This is a genomic window from Methylorubrum rhodinum (genome assembly GCF_014199935.1).
Lineage (GTDB): Bacteria > Pseudomonadota > Alphaproteobacteria > Rhizobiales > Beijerinckiaceae > Methylobacterium > Methylobacterium rhodinum.
Map to the genome: position 1 here is coordinate 29,185 of NZ_JACHOP010000018.1, position 24,226 is coordinate 53,410.

Consider the following 24,226-nt stretch of genomic DNA (forward strand, 5'->3'; position numbering starts at 1 on the left):
AGCCCCATCTGCGGGCAGAGCGTCGAAGGATGTGTCCAGCACCTCTCCCTCCCCTGGCTTACGTCGGCCTGCGCAGCGGAGCAATCGCAGGTTTTTCCTCCGCACAGGCGATCGTTTTCACAGCGCCCGGATCTCGGTGAGCAGCGCGTCCGGAAGGTCCAGACCCTCGGCGGCGGCCCGGCGGCGCAGCGCGAGGCGACGGGCGCCCGGAAGCCGGGCGCCGTCCTGCGCCTCGATGGAGGCGGCGAGCGCGGCGAAGCGCTCCGGACCGTCCGGGCTCAGGGCCGCCGCGTCGAGGGCCACGATGAGCTGGCCCGTGCCCGGCGGGTCCCCGTCCGCGTCGAGGAAGGACGAGGCCTCGCCGGCGAAGCGCGCCCCGACGAGGCCCGCGGCGAGCAGTTCCACCATCAGCGCGAGCGCCGTACCCTTGGCGTCGCCGAGCGGCACCATCGTGCCCGCGAGCGCGGCCTTCGCGTCGGTGGTGGGGCGCCCCTCCGCGTCGAGGGCCCAGCCCTCGGGGATCGCCTCGCTGCGCTTGGCCGCCCCGACGATGGTGGCGCGCGCCACCTTCGACAGGGCGAGATCGACGACGACGGGGGCCCGGCCCGGAAGCGGGCAGGCGAAGGCGAGCGGGTTGGTCCCGAACACCGCACGGGCCCCGCCCCAGGGCGCCATCGCGGCCGGCGTGTTGGCGAACAGGAGGGCGACGCAGCCGCGCTCGGCCAGCGCCTCGACCGGGCGGCCGGCCGCGCCGCAATGGTGCGAGCGGCGGATGCCGGCCGCGGCGATGCCCTGCTGGCGGGCCAGGTCCGGCAGCGCCTCCAGAGCGAGATCGATGGCCGGATAGGCGAAGCCGTGGGCGGCGTCCACCGCGAGCAGGCCCGGCCGCGGGCGCTCCAGGCGCGGCAGCGCGTCGCCGACGACCTTGCCCACGCGCACCTGCGCGCCGTAGGGCGCCACCCGCGACAGGCCGTGCCCCTTCAGCCCGCCCGCCTCGGCGCCGACCAGGGCGCGGGCGACGCTCGCTGCGGCGGCCGGCGCCGTCCCGCAGCGGACGAGGGCGTCGGCGGCGAGCGCTTCCGCCTCGGCGAGGGAGACCGTCGGCATGGGATCAGCTCCCCGTGAGGTGGCGGCGCACCGCCCGCGCCGTGACGGCGGAGACGCGCACGTTCGATTCCCGGGTCACCCCGGCGATGTGCGGGGTCAGGATCAGGTTCGGCACGTCCGCGAAGACGGCGCCGGCCTCCCCGTCCAGGGGCTCGCGGGCGAAGACGTCGAGCGCCGCGCCGCCGAGATGGCCCGAGCGCAGGGCCGCCGCGACCGCCGCCTCGTCGGCGATGCCGCCGCGGGCGGCGTTGATCAGCACCGCCCCGCGGGGCATCCGGGCGATCGCCGCCGCATCGATCAGGCCGCGCGTTCCCTCGGTCAGCGGCACGTGCAGCGAGAGCACGTCGCTGTCCGCGAGCAGCGCGTCGAGGGCGACGCGCGCGACCGGGCCATGGGCCGGCCTCCAGGCCGCATCCTCGGGGGCGACGAACGGATCGTGCGCCGCGACCGACATGCCGAGTGCCGCGGCGCGGCGGGCGGTCTCGCGGGCGATGGCGCCGAACCCGACGAGGCCGAGGCGCTTGGCCCCGATCTCCCGGCCCATCAGGGCGTTGCGCGGCCACGTACCGGCCGCGACAGCGGCGCTCGCGCCGTAGGCGCCGCGCAGGAGCAGCATCGCGCAGGCCACGACGTACTCGGCCACGGCCCCGTCATTGGCGCCCGTCACCGGGTAGACCGCGATGCCGCGGGCGCGGCAGGCCTCGACGTCGATGTTGTCGAGGCCGACGCCGAGGCGACCGACCACCTTGAGGTCGGGGGCGCCGTCGAGCAGGGCGCCGCGCACCTGGGTCCGGTTGCGCACGATCAAGGCGTCGGCGCGCGCCAGCGCCGCGGCCAGCGCCTCGGGCCGGTCGACGAGGCCGGGATCGTACAGGACCTCGAAGCCGGAGAGTTCGGCGGCGATGGCCGCCTCGTCCATGAACTCGCTGACGACGACCTTGGGCATGGCGGGTTCCGTGGAACTGGTCCTGCAACGTCGAACGGCGCGGTCGCCCTCCCCCGCGGAGGGGGAGGGTCGATGCCCCCGTCCTCAGGCGCTTCGGTAGAGCTTCGTCATCACGAACTCCCGGTGGCCGAGCGACTCGGCCGCGGTGAGGCGGCCGTTGGCGGTGCGCACCACCATGTCGATCAGGGCGTCGCCGGCCTGCGGAATCGTCATCTCGCGGGTCAGCACCCCGGAGACATCGACGTCGATATGCTCGCCCATGGTGCGCACGGTGCGGGGATTGCCGGTGATCTTGATCACCGGGACGATCGGGTTGCCGATCACGTTGCCCTGGCCCGTGGGGAAGGTGTGCACCACGTAGCCCGCCGCCGCCATCAGGGTCACGCACTCGGCCGCCGCCGAGGAGGTGTCCATGAAGTAGAGGCCGGGCCCCTTGGCCGGGCTTTCCGCCGGCTGAAGGGCGTCGATGTAGCGGCATTCGTGGCCGATCTTCTCGAGGTTGCCGAGCGCCTTCTCCTCGATCGTGGTCAGCCCGCCCGCGATGTTCCCCTTGGTCGGCTGCGAGTCCGAGAGGTCGTCGGTCTTGTGGGCCTCGATCACGTCGTCCTGGTAGGCCTTCCACATGGCGTACCACTTGTCGGAGATTTCCGGGCTCGCCGCCCGCTCGCGGCAGAGATGCTCGGCGCCGGTGATCTCCGAGGTCTCGCCGAACACCCCGTAGATCCCGTGCGGGATCAGCTTGTCGTACATGTTGCCGACGGTGGGGCAGGAGGCCAGTCCCGTGGTGGTGTCGGACTCGCCGCACTTCGTCGAGACCCAGAGGTCCGAGATCGGGCATTCCTCGCGGGCCAGCTCGGTCGCCCATTGCACGAAGCGCTTGGCCTGGTAGCTCGCCCTGGCCACCGTGGCGATGTCGCCGTGGCCCTCGATGCCGAAGCCGACCACCGGCTTGCCGGTCCGGGCGATGCCCTCGACCACGCGGTTGGTCCACTGGTCCTCGATGCCGATCACCACCACGGCGGCGACGTTCGGGTTCGAGCCGATGCCGATGAGGGTGCGGAAATGCAGCGCCAGATCCTCGCCGAACTGGAGCCGGCCATAGGCGTGGGGCAGCGCCATCGTGCCCTTCACGTTGTTGGCCACGGCCTCGCAGGCGGTGTTGGAGAGATCGTCGAGCGGCAGCAGCACAACGTGGTTGCGCACGCCGACGCGGCCGTTCTCGCGGCGCCAGCCCATGAAGGTGGCGGCCTCGTGATCGGCGGAGGCGCGGTCGGTCGAGAGCGCCTTCGTGGCGAATTGATCGGGAGCGCCGCCGACGAAGGGCGTGGCGATCTCGTGTTCGAGCCGAGCGGATTCCCTGAACATCGTCACCTCACCAGCGCTTCGTCTTGACGTTGTGAACGTGGACGTGCTCGCCCTTGGCGACGTCCTTGATGACCTTGCCGATGTCCTGGCCGTACTTGATGGCCGTATCGCCCGCCTTGAGGTCGGTCAGCGCGACCTTGTGGCCGATCGGGATGTCGTGCCGGACATGCACCTCGAAGGTGGAGTCGTTCTCGGTGACCACCCCGAAGGCGTCGGTGTCGGCCGAGAGGCCTTCGATCACCGCGACGGCGACGTTGTCGTCCGGGGAATGGGCGAGAAGATGCGGCTTGCGGCGTCCCGCGCCGGCTTCGGCGTGGCTGCTCATGCGGTCCTCCTGCTGGCTGATCGTCGTCTCTTGGCGGCGACTAGTCTTATATAAGACCTATCATATCAAAAGCGTCAAGGGTGAGACGGCTGCGTCGATGGGTGGCCCGGTTTGACCCACGGTGAGGAACGTCTCGCCAGCAAACGTTTGTTCGTAGCCATATGTCTTATATAAGAATTATTCCAAAAATGGCCGTTCCTGCAAGGTGGGTGGCCGGATGCGAGCGCGACGGTCCTCCCTCAGGCCGCCGTGTCGAGGAGCGAGATGCCCGGCCGCACATGGGTGAAGGCGACCGGCTCCATCGCGATCGCGAAGGCCTCGCCCTGCCGCCGCACCACCGTGTAGGCGGAGGTGGCGAGGTCCGACGTCTCGGGATGGTCCTCGCGGAAATGCGCGCCGCGGCTGTCGGTGCGGGCGAGGGCGGCGCGGGCGATCGCTTGCGAGACGAGAACGAGGTTCTCCAGATTCAGCCGGTCCATCCAGGTGAGCGCGTAGCGGCGGTCGCCGTCCGGGGCGCCCGCGCGGGCGACCGCGTCGGCGAGGCCGTCGAGGGCGGCGAGCCCGCGCCTCAGCCCGGCCTCGTCGCGCAGGATGCCGACATCGGCCCACATCGTCTCGTAGAGCGCCTCGCGGATCGCCGGGAGTTCGCCTTCGGGCCGGCCGAGCGGCCCGAAGGCGCGGGCGAGCCCGGCCTCGACCGCGTCCGGATCGGGATCGGCGAGGCCGCCGCCGCGGGCGACCGCGCGGGCCATGGACTGGCCGGCGAGCCCGCCGAACACGGTGGAGTTCGCCACGCCGTTGCCGCCGAGCCGGTTCGCCCCGTGCACGCCGCCGGTATCCTCGCCCGCCGCGTAGAGGCGCGGCAGCGCCGTGGTGCAGTCCACCGCGAACTGGAGGCCGCCCATCATGTAGTGGGCGGTCGGGATCACCTCGACGAGCCCCCCCGCGAGGTCGAAGCCGCAATCGGCGCAGCGCTCGACCATGCCCTTGAAGCGGCGGCGGACATCCTCCGGGCCGAGATGGCTCATCTGGATGTGCACGCCCCCGTTCGGGGTGGCGTAGCCGTCGCGGATGCGGCGGATGATCGAGCGGCTGACGACGTCGCGCGTCGCCCGCTCGGCGCGCGGGTCGTAGGCCTCCATGAAGCGCTCAGCCGTCGCATCGAGCAGCCAGCCGCCCGCCCCGCGCAGGCCCTCCTCCAGCACCGTGCCGGTCATGCGGGTGCCGGCCCCGGCGAGCAGGCCGGTGGGGTGGAACTGCACCATCTCCATGTCGCGCAACGGCAGCCCGGCGCGCAAAGCCATGGCGAGCCCGTCGCAGGACTTGTCGCCCGAGGGCGTGTGGTACTTGTACATGGTCGGCCCGCCGCCGGTGGCGAGCAGCACGGCCTTCGCCCGCACCAGCTTGGCCTCGCCCGAGCGCATGTCGAGCATCAGGACGCCGGCAAGCCCCGAGCCGTCGCGGGCCGGGATCAGTTCCAGCGCCCGGTGGTCCTCCAGGCGGTTCACGTCGCGCCGCCAGACCTGCTCGGAGAGCCGGTTGATGATCTCGATGCCGGTGAGGTCGCCCTTGTGCACCGTGCGGTCGAAGGTCTGTCCGGCAAAGGCCTTCTGGTGGACGCTGCCGTCCGGGTTGCGGTCGAAGAAGCAGCCGAGCTCGGTCTCCAGTTCGCGGATGCGCACCTGCGCCTCGGTGACGAGCGTCCAGGCGAGCGCCTGGTCGTTCAGCCACTTGCCGCCCTCGACCGTGTCCATGAAGTGGCGCTCGACCGAGTCGCCCGGCGCCAGCGCCACGTTGTAGCCGCCCTGGACCATGCGGGTGCAGCCGCACTTGCCGAGCAGCCCCTTCACCGCGACCGTCACCGCGAGGTCCGGTGCCGTCTTCTTGGCGTGGAGCGCCGCGAACAGCCCGGCCCCGCCGGAGCCCAGGATCAGGATGTCGGTCTCGACCTGCAAAAGGTCCGCAGCGAGGCTCATCGGGCCTCCTCCAGGCTGGCCAGCACGGCGTCGCGGCGGCTGGCCACGTCGCGCTGCACCTCGGCGAAGAGCGAGCCGCCGTGCGAATCCATGCCGACCAAGAGCGGCCCGAAATCGCGGATCGCGAAGCGCCACAGGCTCTCGGGATGGAGGTCGTCCATGTCGACGTCCTCGATGCGCTCGATCCACGTGGTCTCCAGCGCCGCCGCACCCCCGACGATGGCAAGGTAGGCGCCGCCCCGCTCGGCGAAGGCCTTCGACGTCGCCGGCCCCATGCCGCCCTTGCCGACGATGAGGCGCACGCCTTCCCGCGCCATCAGCGCGTCGGTGAAGCGCTCCATGCGCATCGAGGTGGTGGTGCCGATGCAGAACGGCGCGTAGCCGACCGGCGCCTCGGGCGAGGGCGCGACCCGGTGGACGTTGGGCGCGGTGTGGATCACCGCGTGCCCGGCGAGGTCGAGCCGGGTGCGCCGGTCCCGGTCGAACATGTGGATCAGCGTGGCGTCGCGGATGCCGAACAGCCAGCGCCGCAGGGTGACGGTGTCGCCGATGCGCAGCGCCCGGATCTCGGGCTCCCCGGCCGGCATGTCGAGGACGTGGTGGGCCATGGGGGCCTCCTCAGTCGAAGCGCGGCGGAACGCGTCCCAATCGACGATGATCCTGACTCGTCGTCGATTGCCCGCGCGACTGCGCGGCGGCGGCCGTCCGCCGGACGCACGGAACGGGACCATCGGTCCGGTTCCGTGCAGCTTGGAATCAGTCGAACGCGATGCCGCCCGGCGTGATCGTCGCGCGGGCGCGGCGGGCCGAGTGGCACTGGATGTTCACGGCGACCGGGTTCTGGGTGATGTGGGTGGCGGCCAGTTCCACGTGGACCGCGAAGCTGGTCGAGCGCCCGCCGAGTCCCTGCGGACCGATGCCGAGTTCGTTGACCGCCCGCGACAGCTCCGCCTCGATCCGGGCGCCCTCCGGGTCGGCGCAGACCGAGCGGAGCGGCCGCGTCGCCGCGACCTTGGCGAGGTGCATGCAGAGATCCGAGGTCCCGCCCAATCCCACGCCGACGATGGTCGGCGGGCAGACCCGGCCGCCGAGCTCGATCACCCGGTCGATCACGAAGCGCTTGGCCGCCCCGATCCCGTCGGAGGGCAGCAGCATCTGCAGGAAGGAGCCGTTCTCCGAGCCCGAGCCCTTCGGGATCATCTCGACCGCGACGGTCTCGGGACGTTCGTCGAAATCGACATGGATGATCGGCACCCGGATGCCGCAGGAGGTCTGCTCGTTCTTGCGCGTGATCGGATGGACCACGGAGGAGCGCAGGGAGAATTCCTTGGTCGCCCGCTCGCAGCCGCGCCGGATCGCGGCCTTGAGGTCCGCGCCGTCGAAGGCGACGCCGCGGCCGATGCGGATGTTGTAGATCGGGATGCCGGTGTCCTGGCAGAGGATGTTCTTGGTGCGCTCGGCGACCGCGACGTTCTCCACCATCGTGTCGAGGATGGCGCGGCCCGTCGCGCTGGTCTCGGCCCGCTGCAACTCCGAGAAACCCGCCTTGATGTCGGGCGGCAGGATCTTCAGGGCCCGGACGTAGAGGTCGCGGCAGACCTCCTCGAATTCGCGCAGGTCGAGCTCCATGGCGGATCTCCGGATGGCGGGCGGTCAGGCCCCGCTGAGCAGGAACAGGAGGCCGACCGCGAAGGAGGTCGCGAGGCAGCCCGAGACGACGAGGGCGGTGCGCTCGCGGTAGCTCAGCCACTCGATCGCGAGCACGCGCAGGCCGAGCGCCATGTGGACGGCGAGCGCGCAGACGAGGCCCCACTCGGCCACGCGCACGAAGCCGTTGTGGGTGAGCCCGAGGAAGCTCTCCAGCCGGTCGGCGCCCTGCAGCGCGGTGCCGAGGGCGACGAAGTGCATCGGCAGGAACAAGGCGAGCGCGATGCCGGAGAGCCGGTGGATCAGGGCGGCGGCGAAGCCCGGCCGGCGGTGGGGGGCGTGGGTGATGCCGGTCCTCATGCTCCGTACACCGCGAGCGCCGCCCGCAGCCCCAACCCGGCGAGCAGGGCCGAGAGGGCGAGCATGGCGATGTCGAGGGAGCGTCCGCGCCAGCCGGTCCACTCCCGCAGGATGCTGCGCAGGCCGATCGGCGCGTGGATCGCCGCCGCCAGCACGAAGACCGCGTAGAACAGGAGGAAGCCGAGATGGCCCTGCGTCCGGCCCAGGATCTCGCCGGCCGTCAGCCCCCCCCGCACGGCGTAGAGGATCGTGCCGAGATGGACCGCGACCGTGAGCGCCAGGATCGCGGCGGTGCCGCGCTGGGCGAGGTAGAGGAGCGGGCTCATCCGCGCCTCCAGAGCCGGCGGAGCGCCGCCTTGCCGGTCTCGCGCTTCAGGCCGGCGATGGCGAAGGTCGGGCTGAGCGCTTTCGGGCAGTGCTCGGTGCAGCTCATGTGGCTGTGGCAGGAATGGCAGCCGGCATCGCCCGCCACCGCGTCGAGCCGCGCCGCCTGTCCCCGGTCGCGCACGTCGTTGACGAGCGTCCAGGCGCGGTTCAGCGCCGCCGGCCCGAGATAGTCGGGGTTCCAGGTCACCAGATCGCAGGCCGCGTAGCAGACGCCGCAATTGATGCACTCGATGCCGGCATCCGCCTCCCGGCGCTCGGCGGAATCGGGCAGCACCGCCGCGAAATCGTCCGGCGGGTTCTCCCCCGGATCGAAAGAGCCGTGGGCGCGGCGCCACTTCTCGAAGAAGGGCTCCATATCGACGGCGAGATCCTTCACCACCGGCAGGTTGCGCAGGGGCTCCAGCAGCAAGGCCCCCTCCGGCGCCACGGCGGCGACGCGGGTGCGGCAGGTCCAGCGCGGGCGCCCGTTCACGGTCATGCCGCAGGAACCGCACATGCCGACCCGGCAGGCGAAGCGGTAGGCCAGCGTCGGGTCCTGCTCGCGCTGGATCTCGGTGACGACGTCGAGCACGGTCTGGTTGGCGCGCCGCGGCACGGCGTAGTCCTGCACGCCGTCGCCACGCCGCACGCGCACCCGCAGCGCCTCGGTCGCGCCCTCTGCCACCGCGGCGTGGTCGACGGGCGCCGTCACCGCGCGGCCTCCTTCGGGGCGCCCTCGGGGGCGGGGAAGAACAGCTCGCTCTCGGCGCTCGCCTTGGCCGAGACCAGCCCGGCGCGGTTCATGTAGGCGAGATAGTCCAGCATGCGCTTGGGCGCCGTCGTCCACTCGTTCTGCGGCGCACGGATGATGGCCACGGCCTCGTCCTGCGAGAGCTTCGCCCCCTCGGCCTTGATCCAGAGCGCGGCGGCCCGGTTCGGGTCGTCGCGGATCAGCTTCAGGCTGTCCTCCAGCGCGGCGAGGAAGGCCGCGGTGACCTTCGGGTTCGCCGCCACGAAGCGGCCCGAGGCCCAGACGAGGTTGAAGGTGTGGGGGCCGCCCATCACGTCGAAGCTGTCGAGCACCTTGCGGGCGCGTGGGTCCTTCAGCTCCATCTCCTGAAACGGCGGCGCGCCGAAATGCGCCGTGATCTCCGAGCGCCCGCCCATCATCGCGGTCTGCGCGTCGGGATGGCCCATCGAGACCGTGAGCGGGTCGAGCTTGGCCTGCTGGCCCGCCCCGAAGGCCTGCTCGGCGGCCATCTGCAGGGTGATGGCCTGGATCGAGGTCTTGGCGGTCGGCAGCGCGATCTTGTCCTTCGGGCCGAAATCCTTGATCGACTTGACGTCCGGGTTGACCGTCACCAGCCAGAGCGGCATCGCATTGAGCGCCGCCACGCCCTTCACCTTGATGTTGGTCTGCGTCCGGCCCCAGATCGTCAGGAACGGGCCGACGCCACCGGAGGCGAGGTCGAGGTTGCCCGAGAGCAGCGCCTCGTTCATGCCGGAACCGCCGGTGAAGCGCAGCCACTCCGCCTTGATGTCGAGGCCGCGGGCCTTGGCCTGCTTCTCCAGCAGGCCTTCCTCCTCCATCACGGTCAGCGGCAGGTAGGAAATCCCGAACTGCTTGGCGAGCCGGACGGTCGATACCTCGGCCCGGGCCGCGCCGAGCGCCCCCCACATGGCCGCGACCGTGCCGACGAGCCGGACGATGCTCCGTGCCGTCATGGCGTTCCTCACCGGTTCTCGCGCCGATCTGTCGTGTCCGTCAGCGTCGCGTCGAGGATACGCCCGTCCCGAGGGCTGTCAACATTAAGGTGTCATATACATGACTCGTTTCGGATCGGCGATCCGGGGCCGGGGCTTCGACGGTAAACGTCGTCCCGAGGCGCGTCGGAGCGCCCCGGGACGACGAGGGAGGTCAGGGATGCAGCGGGATATGCGGCGGCGTCAGGCCTGCATGCCCCAGCGCCGGATGGTGTGGCGCTCGATCGTCTGGAAGATCAGGTTCTCGACGACGAGGCCGATCAGGATCACGGTCAGCAGCCCGGCGAACACGTTCGGGATGTCGAGCATGTTCTTGTTCTCGAAGATGAACCATCCGAGGCCGCCGGAGCCCGAGGAGACGCCGAAGACGAGTTCGGCGGCGATCAGCGTGCGCCACGCGAAGGCCCAGCCGACCTTCAGGCCGGTCAGGATGCTGGGAAAGGCCGCCGGGATCAGGATCTTCCGGATCAGGCCCGCGCCGCTCAGGCCGTAATTGCGCCCGACCATCGTCAGCGTCCGGCTCACCGAGAGGAAGCCGGAATGGGTGTTGAGGGCGATCGCCCAGGTGACGGAATGCACCAGCACGAAGACGAGGCTTCCGTTGCCGAGGCCGAACCAGATCAGGGCCAGCGGCAGCAACGCGATCGCCGGCAGCGGGTTGAGCATCGACGTCATGGTCTCGAGGAAGTCGGTGCCGATCCGCGAGGCGATGGCGAGGCCGGTCAGCAGCGTGGCGAGCACGATCCCGATCCCGTAGCCGACGAGCAGGATCTTCACCGACCCCCAGGCCCGCAGCGGCAGCGTCCCGTCCGCCACGCCGCGGAAGAACGCCGCGAGCGTCGCGGTGAAGGTCGGGAACAGGAGGTCGTTGTCGAGGGTGCGCCCGTAGATCTCCCAGATCGAGGCCAGCACCACCAATATGAAGATCTTGCGCAGCCAGGCTTGGTTGTAGAGCCGTTCCGGCGTCGAGAGCGGCTTCTCGACGATGGTGCCGCCCTGGGCGGACATCCGGTCGCGGACGATTTCGGGACGCGACGGGCCCACGGGCGCAGTCGCGGCGAAGGCATTCGCGCCGGAGCCGTGCCCGACCACGTTGGGTCGGGACGCATCTCGAAATCTCTGTGGTGCCGCGCTTCCCTTCGACGAACCGGCATCCACTTCGTCGGAAAGCGCCCTAGACATTCTCCGCCTCCTCGATCTCCTCGGAGAACAGCATCTGCTGGATGCGGTTCTCCAGACGCGCCTGTTCTCCCGGTGCGCCCACGCTGTTCAGCTCGGCCTTCACCTCGCCGGGATGGGGCGAGAGCAGGAGGATACGCGAGCCGATCTTGATCGCTTCCGGGATCGAGTGGGTGACGAAGAGGACCGTGAAGCGGGTCTCGTCCCAGAGCGCGAGCAGCTCGTCCTGCATCCGCCGACGGGTGAGCGCGTCGAGCGCGGCGAAGGGCTCGTCCATCAGCAGGATGTCGGGCTCCATCGCCATCCCGCGGGCGATCGCGACCCGCTGTTTCATCCCGCCGGACAGCATGTGCGGGAAGCTGTCGGCGAACTTCGTGAGGTTGACCTTGTCGATATAGGCCATCGCCCGCTCCTCGGCGGCGCGGCCGGTGAGGCGACCCGAGGCTTCGAGGGCGAAGACGACGTTCTGCTTGACCGTCTTCCAGGGCAGGAGCTGGTCGAACTCTTGGAAGACCATCATCCGGTCCGGGCCCGGCTCGGTGACGGCCTGCCCCTTCAGCCGGATCTCGCCCTCGGTCGGCGGCATGTAGCCGCCCACCGCCTTCAGGAGCGTCGACTTCCCGCAACCGGAGGGGCCGAGCAGAACGAAGCGGTCCCCCGGCAGGACATCGAAACTGACCCGGTAGGTCGCGGTGATCAGGTGATGCGGCGTCTTGTATTGCAGCGTGACGCCGTCGACCTCCAACAGAGGTTGATTCAAGCCCATACGCTCCTCCCTGCGCCGCGGCTTAGGCCGCGATCTTTTGCGAGCTATGTCTTGTCTTGATCCGTGCCGCGGCGATGCAGGATGCCGCGGCGATTATTTTAAACTTTCGTGGGTGATCCGCCGAATCGGTGTGCGGTACGGCCGTGAACGGGCCTGGACGATGTCCGGCAACGGTTGGCGAAGCCGCGGCCGGCCTCCACGGCGCAGGCCGCACGCCAGGGCCATGATGCCCCTAACGTGATAGCAGACTCGGGCCCGATCATCAAGATCATATATCATTTACAAGACTGCAGTGGATTCGCTTGACGAGGACGCGCCCGTGACGGATCCTCGACCGTGCCTCGAGTCCCGTCCCATCGCCGACGGACCGGCCGCGAAACCCATCGGCAGTCCTGTCTTCGATGGAGCGCGCTCGAACCAGGCGTGTCACGACGGAGCCGGGAGGCTTCCGCCCGCGTGGTCGACGAGTCTTGTCGGTCCGCGAGGTTCCCCTCCACCCCCGGGCCGGCTGGAGCGATCCCGGATCACGCCTTTCGCGAGGGAGGAGCGCCGTTCTGCGTCCTCGCCAATCTCAACGGCTCGGCCGACCGGGATGGATCGCAGCGGAGGGCACACTCCGCTCGATCGCCGCAACGATCAGAGGGAGGATGCCATGACGATGACGATGACGAACGACGACGCACCGATCATTCCGGCGCGCACCGTCGGCCTCGACCGGCGCGGCTTCCTTGCGGGCGCCGGCCTCGCCGGCGCCGCGCTCGGGGCCGGCAGCGTCGTGACGGCCGCTCCCGCGGGCGCGCAGGAGTCAAAGCCCTCCGAGGCCGCGAAGGCGGCCGGCCCGGCCGAGCCCGCCGCCTTCGCCTACGAGGGCAAGGATTCCGGATTGACGGGGCTCGGCGACCGGCCGCTGGTGGCCGAGACGCCAGCGCATCTGCTCGACGACGACACCACGCCGATCGCGAAGTTCTTCATCCGCTGCAACGGGCAGATTCCGGAGCCGGCGGCGGATCGGGACGCGTGGTCGCTGACGATCGACGGCGAGGTCGAGGCGCCTCTGACCCTCTCGCTGAAGGAGTTGAGGGAGCGCTTCACGCCCAGAACCTTCCGCATGGTGCTGGAATGCGGCGGCAACGGCCGCTCGTCCTTCCAGCCGCCGGCCCGCGGCAACCAGTGGACCAACGGCGGCGCCGGCTGCGCGGAATGGACCGGCATTCCCCTCGGCGAGGTGCTCCGGGCGGCCAAGGTCAAGCCGTCGGCGCGGTACACGGCCCATCACGGTGCGGACCCGCATCTCTCGGGCGATGCCAAGAAGGAAAGCCTGTCGCGCGGCATGCCCATCGCGAAGGCGATGGACGCGCACAACCTGCTGGTCTTCGCGATGAACGGCGAGCCGTTGCCGAACATCCATGGCGGCCCCCTGCGGCTACTGGTGCCCGGCTGGCCGGGCTCGCTGTCCCACAAGTGGCTGACGCGGATCACCCTGCGCGACCGGGAGCACGACGGCCAGGGGATGACCGGCCACTCGTACCGGCTGCCCGAGCGGCCGCTTGTACCGGGCTCGAAGGGCGACGGCGTTCCCTTCCGCATCCTCGAGTCGATGCCGGTGAGGGCCGTGACCACGTCGCCGGCGAACGGCACGCGGCTGCCGACGGGTGCGCACGATCTCGATCTGCGCGGCGCGGCCTGGGGCGGCGACATCCCCATCGCCCGCGTCGAGGTCAGCATCGACGGCGGCCAGACCTGGACGGAGGCGACGATCGCACCCTTGAAGAACCGCTACGACTGGCATCGCTGGACCGCGCGGATCAAGCTGCCGTCGGACGGCTATTACGAGGTCTTCGCGCGCGCAACCGACGTCCACGGCCGGACGCAGCCGACCTTGGCGACCAACTGGAACCCGCAGGGCTACGGCGGCAACGCCCAGCACCGCATCGCGATTCTGGTGGGCTGAGCCGATGGCGAACCGAACCCTGATCGCCGCGACCGCGCTCCTGCTCGGTGCGGCCCCGATTCCGGCCTCGGCCCAGCAGGCGGCGGCGCGGGAGGAGCGCGCGGAGGCGCTTCCCGCCGCGCCCGGCCGCGACGAGGCCTTCGGCACCTGCTCGGCCTGCCACGCCTACCGGCTCGTCGCCGCCCAGGGCTTGAGCCGAGAGCGCTGGGACGAGACCATGACGCTGATGACCGAGAAGCACGGCATGCCCAAGCTCGAAGGCGACGAGCGCCGGGTCGTCCTCGACTACCTCGCGAGGGCGCACCCACCCAAGCGGGCCACCGGAACGGGCGGTTTCCAAGTCCCGTTCGCGCCGCAATAGGCCGCGTGCGGTGAACGTTGATGGGCACGAGGTCCGGCCACTGCGCCCGCCCTCGGGGGTCGTGTCCCATGCGGTGGTGTAGCTGAGGGGTGGTCATCGGCGGTTGCCGGGTAGGGTCGGGTTGCGAGCACCAACCTCGAACCCGAGAGACCTCCGATGACCGACGAGATGATGGCCCTGCGCGGGAGCGGCGCCCATCGTGGCAGGCCACGATGGGGTCCCGCCGATGGAGAAGAGTGCCGACGCCGATCTGCTGCGCGAGATGATCGGCTTTGCCGCCCAACGGCTGATGGAGTTGGAGGTGGGCGGCCTGACCGGGGCGGCCCATGGCGAGAAGAGCGCCGAGCGGCTGGTTCAACGCAACGGCTATCGCGACCGGGACTGGCAGACGCGGGCCGGCACGGTCGAACTGCGCATCCCCAAGCTGCGCAAGGGCTCGTACTTCCCCGGTTTCCTGGAGCCGCGGCGCATGGCCGAGCCCTTCGACAGGCTCAGGGTGAGGGGCTCAACAGCGAGATCGAGCGCCGGACCGAGGTGATCGGAAACTTCCCCAACGAGGCCGCCATCATCCGCCTCGTCGGCGCGATCCTGCTCGAACAGAACGACGAGTCGCCCGCGTCTACCAATTCCGCCATACCCGCGACGCCTCCGCCTCACGGCACAGGCCGAGGGTTCAGGGCCAGCGCGAATTTTTCGCGCGCCGTCACGCCCTCGCTTCGCGCCGGCTTCTGTGCTGAAAGGGCGGCGCTTCCCGCTCGCGCATCGGCCTGGATCTCGGATCCAGGCCGATGCGCTCGATCCTTGTTTCTGCATCGTCTTTTTCCGAAAGCCGGAAGCCACCTTTCGGGCCGATGCTCTCGCGGATGAGGAACCATGATCCGCCGTCTCTACGAGTGGATACTCGCGCTCGCCGCCAAGCCCTCGGCTCCTTACGCGCTGGGGGCCGTGGCGTTTGCTGAGAGTTCGTTCTTCCCCGTGCCGCCCGACGCCATGATCGTGCCGATGGCGGTGAGCCGGCCTGACCGGGTCTGGCTCTATGCCACCATCGCGACCGTCGCCTCCGTGCTCGGCGGGCTCGTGGGCTACGCCATCGGCGCGCTGCTGTTCGACTCGGTCGGGGTGTGGCTGTTCAACCTCTACGGGCTCGCCGACAAGGCCGCGACGTTCCAGGCCTCCTACGCCACCTACGGGCATTGGGTGATCCTCCTGAAGGGACTCACGCCGATCCCCTACAAGCTCGTCACCATCACCTCGGGCTTCGCGCATTACTCGCTGTTCTGGTTCACCGTGCTGTCGGTGGTGACCCGTGGGGCGCGCTTCTTCCTGCTCGCCTGGCTGCTCGGGCGCTACGGCGTCGGCATCCGCGCGGTGCTCGACCGGCATCTCAACGTGGTGGCCGGCCTGTTCGCCGCGGTGATCATCCTCGGCTTCGTCGCCTTCAAGGTGATGCTGTGAGCCTGCGTGCCATCGCGCTCGCGCTCGCGCTCGCTGCGGCGGCCACCGTCGGCGCCGCGCTCGTGTTCGAGCACGGCTTCGGCTACGTGCCGTGCAAGCTCTGCCTGACCGAGCGGGTGCCCTACTATCTCGCCGCGCCGCTCGCGCTGGTCGCCGCCTTCCTGCCGCCGCGGCCGGCGCGGTTCCTGCTGGGGCTGGTGGCGCTGGTGCTGCTCTACGGGGCCGGGCTCGGCGTCTATCACGCGGGCGCCGAATGGGCTTTTTGGCCCGGACCCAACGATTGCGGCGGCGGCTCGGGCGCGGCGCCGGCGGAGGTCGGCGACTTCCTCAAGAGCCTGGAGAGCGTGCGGCCGGTCGATTGCACGACCGCCGCGTGGCGCTTCCTCGGCGTTTCGCTCGCCGGATGGAACGCGCTGATCGCCGCTGCCCTCGGCCTCGTCGCGGCGGCTGCGGCGCTCGGGTTCGCTCAGCCCTCGACCGGGCCGCACCAGCCGGGCAGGTAGCCGGCCTCCGGCGACTTGGCGAAGCGCATCGCCCGCTCCAGCGCCGCCGAAAAATCATCGGCGACGAGCTTGGGCTTCACCTTGCGTCGCAAAAAGTCGGCCCACAGGAACTCGCTGAACGGCGTCGTGTCCTTCGCGAAGCCCCCCGCCCGGCGCAACTCGCCCGCAAGGCTGCGATAGGGGTCGTCGGCGAGCGCCGAAATCGTCTTCGGGATGTCCGAGAAGCCAACCCGCACCCCCTTGGCGTCGTAGGGATGGACCCAGGACTTGTGGTCGGCCACCGTCCAGAACGCGTCCTTGCTCAGCTTGTGCAGGTCGGCCACCACCGTCACCAACACGCTCTCGACGCCCTCCTCGTGGAGCGCGCGGGCAAGGTGGTGATGGTCGATGACGTAGTGGTGCTTCTTCGGCCCGAGCAGCACCGGGATCATGTGCGCGCCGAGGAAGGCCGCCTTCTTGTCCGCATCGTGTTCGCGCCAGCGGCGGCGCTTCTCCGCGACCTCGCGATAGCCGACCGTCATCTGGGTCGGCCGCAGTTCGGCGATCGGCACGGGTTTGAGCAGGGGTTCGCGCGGGGCCATGAGGGTTCGTCCGTCAAAGCATCGGCCCGAAAGGTGGGAACCGGCTTTCGGAAAAGCCGATGCGTCACAAGAATTCAGCGTCTCGTGCTGGATATCATATCCAGCACGAGGCGCAGGTCGTGTCGCGGCAAAGCGAGTGCGCCCCGGCGCCAGGGCAACCGGCCGAGCTTCACATTCGTGTGAAACTCAAAGCCCGTAGCCGCCCATGGCGCAGACCAGGGCCCACTCGTCCTCCGTCACGGGCTGGACCGAGAGGCGCGTGTTGACGACGAGCATCATGCCCTTCAGCGCGTCCTCGGCCTTGATGGCGTCGAGGGGGACGGGGCGGGGCATCGGCGCCACGGCGCGGACATCGACCATGCCGAAGCGGCCGGTCTCGTCGGTGTGGTCGGGATAGTAGGGCTTGATCACCTCGACGATGCCGACGACGGCCTTGCCCTCGTTGGAGTGGTAGAAGAAGCCGCGCTCGCCCACCCGCATCGCCTGCATCTGGTTCTTGGCCAGATGATTCCGCACCCCGTTCCAGAACGTGCCGGCCTCCCCCGCCGCGACCTGTTGCTCCCACGACCAGGTCGAGGGCTCGGACTTGAACAGCCAGTGGGCCATGGGGGAGGGGGCTCCGTGGACGACGCCCCCGCTTACGGGAATTGCGGCCGCGCTTGAAGCGGCGCCTTAGCTATCTGAGTGTCCGCTTCCAGTAGGTGAGGCTGTCCGGGTTCACGGGTGAGCCCGCCGCCTGCACCCGCTTCATCACCAGCTCGAAAAACTCCTGCGCGGCATCCTGACCGATCAGGTCGCGGAGCGCCGTGAGGATACGGGTGATGCGCAGATGGTTGTGATCGTAAGGACGCAGCCAGCCGTCGGTGGCCTCGTAGAAGCGGGCCATGCGGGCGGTCGCGCCCCGCAAGCCATCGATTGCCGCCGGATCGATGCGGATGGCATCGGCTTCCGTCGGCGTCAGCACCGGGGCGCCCGGCACCGCGCGGCTCGCCTCGCGCAGGGGAAAGCACCACTGGATGAAGTCGTGAACGCCCTCGATGCGGGCGTCGTCGAAGGCGAGCACATCGGCGAGAAGCCGCCCGGCGCCGTCGCGGCCGTGGCCGGCGAGGAAGGCGTGGACCGGGCCGCTCACTCGACCTCTCCCTTCAGCGGGCGCGACAGCAGGCGGCTCGTGGCGGCGTCCACCGTGAGTTCGCCCGCCACCACCGCGGCGACGGCCTCGGCCACCGGCATCTCGACCGCGCGGGCGCGGGCGAGGCCGACCAGAGCCGCTGCCGTGAAGGCGCCCTCGGCGAGCTTGCCGCCCGCGGCGTCCTCGGGCGTGGCGCCCTTTCCGAGCCGCTCGCCGAAGGCGAAGTTGCGCGATTGCGACGAGGAGGCGGTCAGCACGAGGTCGCCCAGGCCCGACAGGCCCATCAGCGTCTCGGCGCGTCCCCCGTAGGCGCGGGCGAAGCGCATCAGTTCGGCGAAGGCGCGGGCGATGAGGGCCGCGCGGGCACTCTCGCCCAGCCCCCGGCCGGCGACGATGCCCGAGGCGATGGCGAGCACGTTCTTGCCCGCGCCGCCGATCTCGACGCCGCGTACGTCGTCGGTGTGATAGAGCCGGAAGGCCGGGCCCGAGAGCAGGCCGGAGAGGCGCGCGGCCTCGCGCCCGTCGGCGCAGGCGAGCGTCACGGCGGTCGGCAATCCCCGGGCGACATCGACGGCGAAGCTGGGGCCCGACAGCACCGCGACCGGGCGCTCCGGCCCGATCACCTCGGCGGCCACCACGCTCATGAAGCTGTCGCTGCCCCGCTCGATCCCCTTGGCGCAGAGCACGATGGGGGCATCCGGCCGCAGCACGGGCGCGAGCGTGCCGAGCACGCCGCGCAGGGTCTGGGCCGGAACGACGAGGAGCACGGTGGCGGCCCCGGCGAGCGCTCCGGTTTCGGTGGTCGCCCGCACGCCCTCGTGCAGGCCGATGCCCGGCAGGTAGCGCGCGTTGGCGCGGCTTTCCTGCATCCGCGCCGCGGTCTCGGCGTCGCGCAGCCACAGGGTGACCGGGTGCCCGGCGGCGGCGGCGGCGTTGGCCAGCGCCGTGCCCCAGGCCCCGCCGCCGATCACCGCGACGCCGCGCGCTCCGTCCGATGCCTGCCCCATCCTGCGCTCCGCAGCGATCCTTCGGAGGGGACCGTCAGCGCGACGGCCCCCGTACCGGAGCTAGATGTGCATCGCTCAAGCCTTGTCCATCGCCAATCGCGTGGGCCGATCAGGCGGCGGTCGGCCCGGTCTCCAGCGGTGCGGCCTCGCGGGGGCGGATGTCCATCGGGTTGCCGCGCCAGACGATGGCGGTGCGGCCCCAGGCGCTGGCCCAGATCGCGGGCAGCAGGGCGTCGCGCACGAGGAAGGCCAGCAGCAGACGCGGCGAGCGGTGCCAGCCGGCCCGGACCGCCAGCGCATACTCGGCGCCGTACCAGAGCGCGCCGGCGCCGATCAGCAGGGCGGTCGCCTCAGGCGTAGCGATGGCGAGCGCGGCGAGCGTCAGCGGCAGCAGCGCGCCGATGCCGATCTCGGGGGCGAAGAACAGCGGGAAGGTGACGCGCCGCAGCCGTGCCCAACGCACCTGCCGCGACCAGACCTCGCTCAACGAGCGCCGCCCGAGCGGCTGGCGGAACGGGGAGGCCACGAGGTGGACCCGGCATCCGGCGGCGCGCACGAGCTTGGTCGCCGCCGCGTCCTCGGCGATCTCGGCGTTGAGCGCGCGGATGCCGCCCCGCGCGTCGAGGAACGGCTTGTTCCACAGCATGCTCTTGCCCTGCGCGAAGCCCAGCCCCAGCGCCTCGCCGGCATATTGCCAGCGCGCCTGCAGGGTGTTGAGGAAGGCGCATTCGACCAGCGCGAAGAACCCGTCCGGCCGGTCGCCGATCGGCGTCGAGCAGACGAGGCCGGTGTCGGGCCGCCACGCCGCCTGCATCTGCCCGATGTAGTCGGGGGGCATCATCACGTTCGAATCGGCCAGGATCACCCAATCGTGCCGGGCCGCGTCCCAGCCGCGGACACAGTTGTTGAGCTTCGGGTTGCCGCCGATGCGCTCGTCGCCGAGGATCAGCCGCGACGGGATGTGCGGATATTCCGCGCGCATCCGCTCCAGCATCGGCAGGATCGGGTCGCCGGCATCGGCCACGCAGAAGATCAGCTCGTAGGCCGGATGATCGAGCCGGAAGCTCGCCCGCAGGGTCTCCTCGCTGAAGGCCTCGATCCCCCGCAGCGGCCGCACCACCGAGACGGGGGCGTTCGCCGGGAAGGCGGAGGACCGGTGCTGCCGCCCGATGCGGACCATCGCGACGGCGAGACTCGCGAGGTTGACGAGCACGAGCGCGAGGACCGCCCAGAGGGCGAAGGTCGCGAGCGTGCCGCTCTCCGGCAAGGCGGCCATGCGGGGCGTCTCCGAACGACGTGAGGTGCGGCATCGGGCGCGAGGCGCGCCCCTTCACGCCCCTAGCAGCGCGGCCTTATCAGGCGTGTGACACTGCAACCCGCCGAAGACCGCCCCTTGCCGCCGATCGTGTTCCATCCGGCCTACGAGGCCGCGCTGCCGGAGGGCCATCGCTTTCCGATGCGCAAGTACGGCCGGCTCGCCGAGCTTTTGCGGGAGCGCGGGTTGGTGCCGGACGGGTTCGTCACGCCGGAACCCGCCGATGCGGCGTTGCTCTCCGGTGCGCACGATCCGGCCTACGTCCAGGCCGTGCTGGACGCGCGGGTGCCGCCCGCGATCGAGCGGGCCATCGGGTTGCCGGTGACGGAGTCCGTGGTGGCCCGCTCGCGCGCCTCGTCGGGTGGCACGCTCTGCGCCGCGCGGCTCGCCCTCGAGCACGGGCTCGCGGGCAGCACGGCGGGCGGCAGCCACCACGCCCGGCGCGCGGGCGGGGCGGGGTTCTGCGTGTTCAACGACGTGGCGGTGGCCTCGCTCGCCCTCAAGCGGGAGGGGCGCATCCGGCGGGCGCTCGTGGTCGATCTCGACGTGCACCAGGGCGACGGCACCGCCGACTGCCTCGCCCGCGAGCCCGACCTGTTCACGCTCTCGGTCCATTGCGAGCGCAACTATCCCCACGACAAGGTGCCGGGCGATCTCGATATCGGCCTGCCCGACGGGCTCGGCGACGCGGACTATCTCGCGGTGCTGGCCGCGCGCCTGCCGCCGCTCATCGAGGGGTTTGCGCCGGACCTCGTCTTCTACAACGCGGGCGTCGATCCGCATCGCGACGACCGCCTCGGGCGCCTGAACCTCACCGACGAAGGCCTCGCCGCCCGCGACCGCTTCGTCGTCGGGCTCGCGGTGGCCGAAAGGATCCCGCTCTGCGCGGTGATCGGCGGCGGCTACGGCAGCGACGTCGATGCCATCGCGGCGCGTCATGCGTTCGTGTTCGAGGCCATGGCGGCCGTGTGAGATCGTCGCCGTCCGATCGCTTCGGTGCCCGCGCGTCCCCTCTCCCCGCTCTGCAGCGACGGGCGACACGGGTTTCGCCTACGCTCGAGCGATCCTGGCACCGGCGAGGGCAGCGGCGCAGCGATCCCGGCCGCGGGTCCGATCTCGGGGCCGGGCGGCTTGCCGCCGCGGTTCCGGCCGCCGGGGCGCGCCACGACCCCGTTCATCCGCCCTCGCCCCGGCAAGGACGGACGAGGCTCGGCACGGGGCTGCCGGACGAAACCCGTGTCGTCCACAGCCGGAAGCCGGGAGCGGGTGACCGGCGGAGACGGGACGAGGATCGGTGCCCGGCAAGCGCCTCTCCGCCGGATACGTCGCTCCGGGCGCTCGTTCGGCCGTGTCCTTCCGGCCACCCGACCCGCGCCATCGCGGCGGCGACCTCCGTGCCCGTAGCCCGAGCCCGCCTCCCTCCGCTAAGGTCGTTCCGGACCCGGGCTTCGATGCCGGAAATGCATCGAAGCCGGGCGTGATCGGTGCCATTCGGCATGATCGGGCGGAGATGGCGGGCGTGAACGGGTCTCGATGACGGCGCAGGGACCGGACAGCCCCGATGGCGCGGGACGCGACCGACGCGAGGCGCAGGATGCCGCCCGCGAGGCGGCGCGCACCGCGGGCCTGCTCGCGCGCCAGCTCGGCCGGCTGGCCGGAAGCGCCGGGCGCAGCCTGTGGCGACAGAGCCGCGACGCGGCGCGGCGGACGGCGAGCGCCGCGGGGCCGGCTCTTCGGCGCGAGCGCGGACCCGTTTCGGGGCCGACATCCGCGCCGATCCCGGCGGCCGCTCCCGAACCCGCCCCGGCCCGCCCCGGCTTCCTCGCCTGCCTGCGGCGCCGGCCCGCCCTCGCCGTGGCGATCCTCGCCCTGCTGGTGCCGATCGCGGTGCTGGCGGCCTACGTGCTCGCCGCCTTCGCGACGCTGCCGCCGCTGGGCGGCGTCGTGCCAGAGGCCGGGCAGCGGGCGCTGGTGGTCGAGGCCGACGACGGCCGCACCTTCGCCACCCGCGGCGCCTTCCAGGGCGAAAAACTCACCGAAAAGACCCTGCCGCCGCGGCTCGCCGAGGCGATCGTGGCGATCGAGGATCGGCGCTTCTACAGTCACTGGGGCATCGACCTGCGCGGGCTGCTGCGGGCGATGTGGCGCAACGCCACCGGCGGCGGCGTGCGCGAGGGCGGCTCGACCATCACGCAGCAATATGCGCGGCTGACCTCGCTCAGCCAGGAGAAGACGCTCCGGCGCAAGATCCAGGAGGCGTTCCTGGCGCTTCGCCTGGAGAGCACGATGTCGAAGCCCGAGATCCTGGTAGGCTATCTCAACACCGCCTATTTCGGCGCGGGCGCCTACGGGGCGGACGCGGCGGCGCGACGCTATTTCGGCCACGGGGCGCAGGGGCTGACCTTGCCGGAGGCCGCGATGCTGGCGGGCCTCGTGCGGGCCCCCTCGCAGCTCGCGCCGACCCGCAATTTCGGCGGCGCCAAGGAGCGGGCCGACCTCGTGCTCCAGGCCATGGTCGAGACCGGCGCGATCAGCCAGGCCGAGGCCGACAAGGCGCGGAAAGAAAAGCTCACGCTCCACTCGCCCCCCGAGACGCCGCCGGGCACCAACTACTATCTCGACGCGCTCCAGGCCGACGTGCGCCGCCTGACACCTGAGACCGGCGACGTCACCGTGCGCTCGACCCTCAACCTCGACCTCCAGAGCCTCGCCGAGGGCGTGCTCGCCCGCCGCCTCGACGCGGAAGGCGCCAAGAAGAAGGTCGGTCAGGGCGCGCTGGTGGCGCTCGCCCCCGACGGCGCCGTGCTCGCGATGGTGGGCGGGCGCGACTACGAGGACAGCCAGTTCAACCGCGCGACCCAGGCCAAGCGTCAGGCCGGCTCGCTGTTCAAGCTGTTCGTCTACCTCGCGGCCTATCAGAAGGGCTATTTCCCCGACAGCGTGCTGGTCGACCGCCCGACCCAGATCGGCGAGTGGGAGCCGCAGAACGCGAACAACCGCTTCCGCGGAGCGCTGCCGCTGCGGCAGGCCTTCGCACTCTCGGTCAACACCATCGCGGCGCAGCTCGGCGACGAGGTCGGCATGCCGGCCGTGATCGCCGAGGCGCGCCGGCTCGGGGTGCAGACCGATCTGCCCAACGTCCCCAGCCTCGCGCTGGGCTCCGCCGACGTGACGCTGATCGACATGGCCCGCGCCTATGCAGGGGTGCTGGGGCCGGGCGTGCCGGTCGAGCCCTATCTCGTGCGCGCCGTGAAGGGCGGGCCGCCGCAGCCGCTCTACCAGCGCAGCGCCCCGAAGCCGGGCGCGCCGATGGACGCGCAGGTGCAGACCATGATCCTGACCTCGCTCGAGGCGGTGGTGGAGTCCGGCACCGGCAAGGCCGCGCGGGTCTCGGGCGTGCCGGTCGGCGGCAAGACCGGCACCAGCCAGGATTTTCGCGATGCGTGGTTCGTCGGGCTGACGCCGGACATGATCGTCGGCGTCTGGGTCGGCAACGACGACAACGCACCGATGAACAAGGTCACCGGCGGCGACATCCCGGCCCGCGTGTTCCACGATTTCGTCGAGCGCGCCCAGAAGGTCCTGAAGGGTCGCAAGCGCCCGGCGCCCTCGGCCGCGCGGGGCGAGACCGTGCCGGCGACCGCGGTGCCGCCGCCGACGCCCCCCGCGCCGATTCCGAGCAATGCCGGGCCGGAGGTGCGCGGCGTGCCGGAGGTGGTCGATACCGGAACGCTCACGATCCGCGGGCGCACGGTGCGGCTGCTCGGCGTCATCGGCGAGGGCGGCGCGCTCGCCCGCCAGCTCGCCCGCTACCTGCGGCGGCGCGAAGTGGTCTGCTCCGGCGACACCGAGATGCGCTGCCGCCTCGACGGCGACGACCTCGCCGCGCTCATCGTCACCGCGGGCGGGGCACGCGCCACCGAGGACGCGCCGCCCGACCTCGTCGAGGCCGAGGATCAGGCCCGCGCCGAGCGGGCGGGCCTGTGGCAGCGGGAGCGCTGAACGGCGCCGGCCGTTTCGATCCTCGAGCATCGGCCCGAAAGGTGGGAGCCGGCTTTCGGAAAAAGCCGATGCGGCACAAGAATCGAGCGCGTCGAAAACGGCGGCTCGTAAGCTCAAC

25 protein-coding genes and 1 pseudogene are annotated in these 24,226 nt (G+C 71.2%); 8 read left to right on the plus strand and 18 right to left on the minus strand.

Annotated features, from left to right (window positions below; translation table 11 throughout):
- Window positions 1-117 precede the first annotated feature (117 nt).
- The 13 genes from HNR00_RS17920 to HNR00_RS17980 form a co-directional block, all read right to left on the minus strand.
- Complete coding sequence (locus HNR00_RS17920) at window positions 118-1,107, minus strand: Ldh family oxidoreductase (protein ID WP_183571735.1); 990 nt, start codon at window positions 1,105-1,107, stop codon at window positions 118-120.
- 4 nt (window positions 1,108-1,111) lie between these two features.
- Complete coding sequence (locus HNR00_RS17925; protein WP_183571736.1) at window positions 1,112-2,053, minus strand: NAD(P)-dependent oxidoreductase; 942 nt, start codon at window positions 2,051-2,053, stop codon at window positions 1,112-1,114.
- Between the two features lie 84 nt (window positions 2,054-2,137).
- Window positions 2,138-3,418: a UxaA family hydrolase gene (locus HNR00_RS17930; protein ID WP_183571737.1), complete on the minus strand. Its 1,281-nt coding sequence runs from the start codon at window positions 3,416-3,418 to the stop codon at window positions 2,138-2,140.
- A gap of 7 nt (window positions 3,419-3,425) precedes the next feature.
- Entirely contained in the window at window positions 3,426-3,743 is a 318-nt protein-coding gene (locus HNR00_RS17935; RefSeq protein ID WP_183571738.1) for a UxaA family hydrolase, read from the minus strand.
- A gap of 239 nt (window positions 3,744-3,982) precedes the next feature.
- On the minus strand, window positions 3,983-5,719 hold the full coding sequence (locus tag HNR00_RS17940; RefSeq protein ID WP_183571739.1) for an L-aspartate oxidase: 1,737 nt from the start codon (window positions 5,717-5,719) through the stop codon (window positions 3,983-3,985).
- A complete protein-coding gene (locus tag HNR00_RS17945; RefSeq protein WP_183571740.1) occupies window positions 5,716-6,327 on the minus strand; it encodes a fumarate hydratase C-terminal domain-containing protein in 612 nt (203 codons plus the stop codon). Before HNR00_RS17945 ends, HNR00_RS17940 begins: the two co-directional genes overlap by 4 nt.
- Before the next feature lie 148 nt (window positions 6,328-6,475).
- Window positions 6,476-7,348: a fumarate hydratase gene (locus HNR00_RS17950; protein WP_183571741.1), complete on the minus strand. Its 873-nt coding sequence runs from the start codon at window positions 7,346-7,348 to the stop codon at window positions 6,476-6,478.
- A gap of 24 nt (window positions 7,349-7,372) precedes the next feature.
- On the minus strand, window positions 7,373-7,726 hold the full coding sequence (locus HNR00_RS17955; RefSeq protein ID WP_183571742.1) for a succinate dehydrogenase, cytochrome b556 subunit: 354 nt from the start codon (window positions 7,724-7,726) through the stop codon (window positions 7,373-7,375).
- Window positions 7,723-8,052 (minus strand): succinate dehydrogenase, encoded by a 330-nt coding sequence (locus tag HNR00_RS17960; protein ID WP_183571743.1) that lies wholly within the window; start codon window positions 8,050-8,052, stop codon window positions 7,723-7,725. Before HNR00_RS17960 ends, HNR00_RS17955 begins: the two co-directional genes overlap by 4 nt.
- On the minus strand, window positions 8,049-8,804 hold the full coding sequence (locus tag HNR00_RS17965; protein WP_183571744.1) for a succinate dehydrogenase/fumarate reductase iron-sulfur subunit: 756 nt from the start codon (window positions 8,802-8,804) through the stop codon (window positions 8,049-8,051). Before HNR00_RS17965 ends, HNR00_RS17960 begins: the two co-directional genes overlap by 4 nt.
- Window positions 8,801-9,817 carry an ABC transporter substrate-binding protein gene (locus HNR00_RS17970; protein WP_183571745.1) on the minus strand — a complete coding sequence of 339 codons (1,017 nt, stop codon included), beginning with the start codon at window positions 9,815-9,817 and terminating at the stop codon, window positions 8,801-8,803. The genes HNR00_RS17965 and HNR00_RS17970 overlap by 4 nt, the downstream gene beginning before the upstream one ends.
- A 222-nt stretch (window positions 9,818-10,039) precedes the next feature.
- Window positions 10,040-10,864, minus strand: a complete 825-nt coding sequence (locus tag HNR00_RS17975; RefSeq protein WP_183571799.1) for an ABC transporter permease — start codon at window positions 10,862-10,864, stop codon at window positions 10,040-10,042.
- A gap of 166 nt (window positions 10,865-11,030) precedes the next feature.
- Window positions 11,031-11,801, minus strand: coding sequence for an ABC transporter ATP-binding protein (locus HNR00_RS17980; RefSeq protein ID WP_183571746.1), 771 nt, complete (start codon window positions 11,799-11,801; stop codon window positions 11,031-11,033).
- Window positions 11,802-12,453: 652 nt separating this feature from the next.
- On the opposite strand from HNR00_RS17980, the gene HNR00_RS17985 reads away from it, so the two are divergent.
- The 6 genes and pseudogenes from HNR00_RS17985 (at window position 12,454) to HNR00_RS18010 (ending at window position 16,071) form a co-directional block, all read left to right on the plus strand.
- Window positions 12,454-13,752 (plus strand): sulfite oxidase, encoded by a 1,299-nt coding sequence (locus HNR00_RS17985; protein ID WP_246390774.1) that lies wholly within the window; start codon window positions 12,454-12,456, stop codon window positions 13,750-13,752.
- Between the two features lie 4 nt (window positions 13,753-13,756).
- Window positions 13,757-14,113 carry a hypothetical protein gene (locus tag HNR00_RS17990; RefSeq protein WP_183571747.1) on the plus strand — a complete coding sequence of 119 codons (357 nt, stop codon included), beginning with the start codon at window positions 13,757-13,759 and terminating at the stop codon, window positions 14,111-14,113.
- A 171-nt stretch (window positions 14,114-14,284) separates the two neighbouring features.
- Window positions 14,285-14,591 (plus strand): annotated as a pseudogene (locus HNR00_RS17995) (transposase); the annotation flags it as partial.
- A 56-nt stretch (window positions 14,592-14,647) separates the two neighbouring features.
- Window positions 14,648-14,980, plus strand: coding sequence for a hypothetical protein (locus HNR00_RS26085; RefSeq protein ID WP_210306540.1), 333 nt, complete (start codon window positions 14,648-14,650; stop codon window positions 14,978-14,980).
- Between the two features lie 6 nt (window positions 14,981-14,986).
- On the plus strand, window positions 14,987-15,568 hold the full coding sequence (locus HNR00_RS18005) for a YqaA family protein (protein ID WP_183571748.1): 582 nt from the start codon (window positions 14,987-14,989) through the stop codon (window positions 15,566-15,568).
- Window positions 15,565-16,071, plus strand: coding sequence for a disulfide bond formation protein B (locus tag HNR00_RS18010; RefSeq protein ID WP_183571749.1), 507 nt, complete (start codon window positions 15,565-15,567; stop codon window positions 16,069-16,071). The genes HNR00_RS18005 and HNR00_RS18010 overlap by 4 nt, the downstream gene beginning before the upstream one ends.
- Here the strand turns inward: HNR00_RS18010 and HNR00_RS18015 are convergent.
- The 5 genes from HNR00_RS18015 to HNR00_RS18035 form a co-directional block, all read right to left on the minus strand.
- A complete protein-coding gene (locus HNR00_RS18015) occupies window positions 16,035-16,652 on the minus strand; it encodes a ParB-like protein (RefSeq protein WP_183571750.1) in 618 nt (205 codons plus the stop codon). The two genes, HNR00_RS18010 and HNR00_RS18015, sit on opposite strands and share 37 nt — an antisense overlap.
- Window positions 16,653-16,838: 186 nt before the next feature.
- Window positions 16,839-17,258: an EVE domain-containing protein gene (locus HNR00_RS18020; RefSeq protein ID WP_183571751.1), complete on the minus strand. Its 420-nt coding sequence runs from the start codon at window positions 17,256-17,258 to the stop codon at window positions 16,839-16,841.
- Between the two features lie 70 nt (window positions 17,259-17,328).
- Entirely contained in the window at window positions 17,329-17,784 is a 456-nt protein-coding gene (locus HNR00_RS18025) for an opioid growth factor receptor-related protein (RefSeq protein WP_183571752.1), read from the minus strand.
- The gene (locus tag HNR00_RS18030; RefSeq protein WP_183571753.1) at window positions 17,781-18,791 is read right to left on the minus strand and encodes an NAD(P)H-dependent glycerol-3-phosphate dehydrogenase; all 1,011 of its coding nucleotides are present in this window, start codon (window positions 18,789-18,791) and stop codon (window positions 17,781-17,783) included. Before HNR00_RS18030 ends, HNR00_RS18025 begins: the two co-directional genes overlap by 4 nt.
- 109 nt (window positions 18,792-18,900) lie before the next feature.
- The gene (locus HNR00_RS18035) at window positions 18,901-20,067 is read right to left on the minus strand and encodes a ceramide glucosyltransferase (protein ID WP_183571754.1); all 1,167 of its coding nucleotides are present in this window, start codon (window positions 20,065-20,067) and stop codon (window positions 18,901-18,903) included.
- Window positions 20,068-20,184: 117 nt separating this feature from the next.
- On the opposite strand from HNR00_RS18035, the gene HNR00_RS18040 reads away from it, so the two are divergent.
- Window positions 20,185-21,078, plus strand: a complete 894-nt coding sequence (locus tag HNR00_RS18040; protein ID WP_183571755.1) for a histone deacetylase family protein — start codon at window positions 20,185-20,187, stop codon at window positions 21,076-21,078.
- 561 nt (window positions 21,079-21,639) lie between these two features.
- Window positions 21,640-24,108: a PBP1A family penicillin-binding protein gene (locus HNR00_RS18045; RefSeq protein WP_183571756.1), complete on the plus strand. Its 2,469-nt coding sequence runs from the start codon at window positions 21,640-21,642 to the stop codon at window positions 24,106-24,108.
- Window positions 24,109-24,226 lie beyond the last annotated feature (118 nt).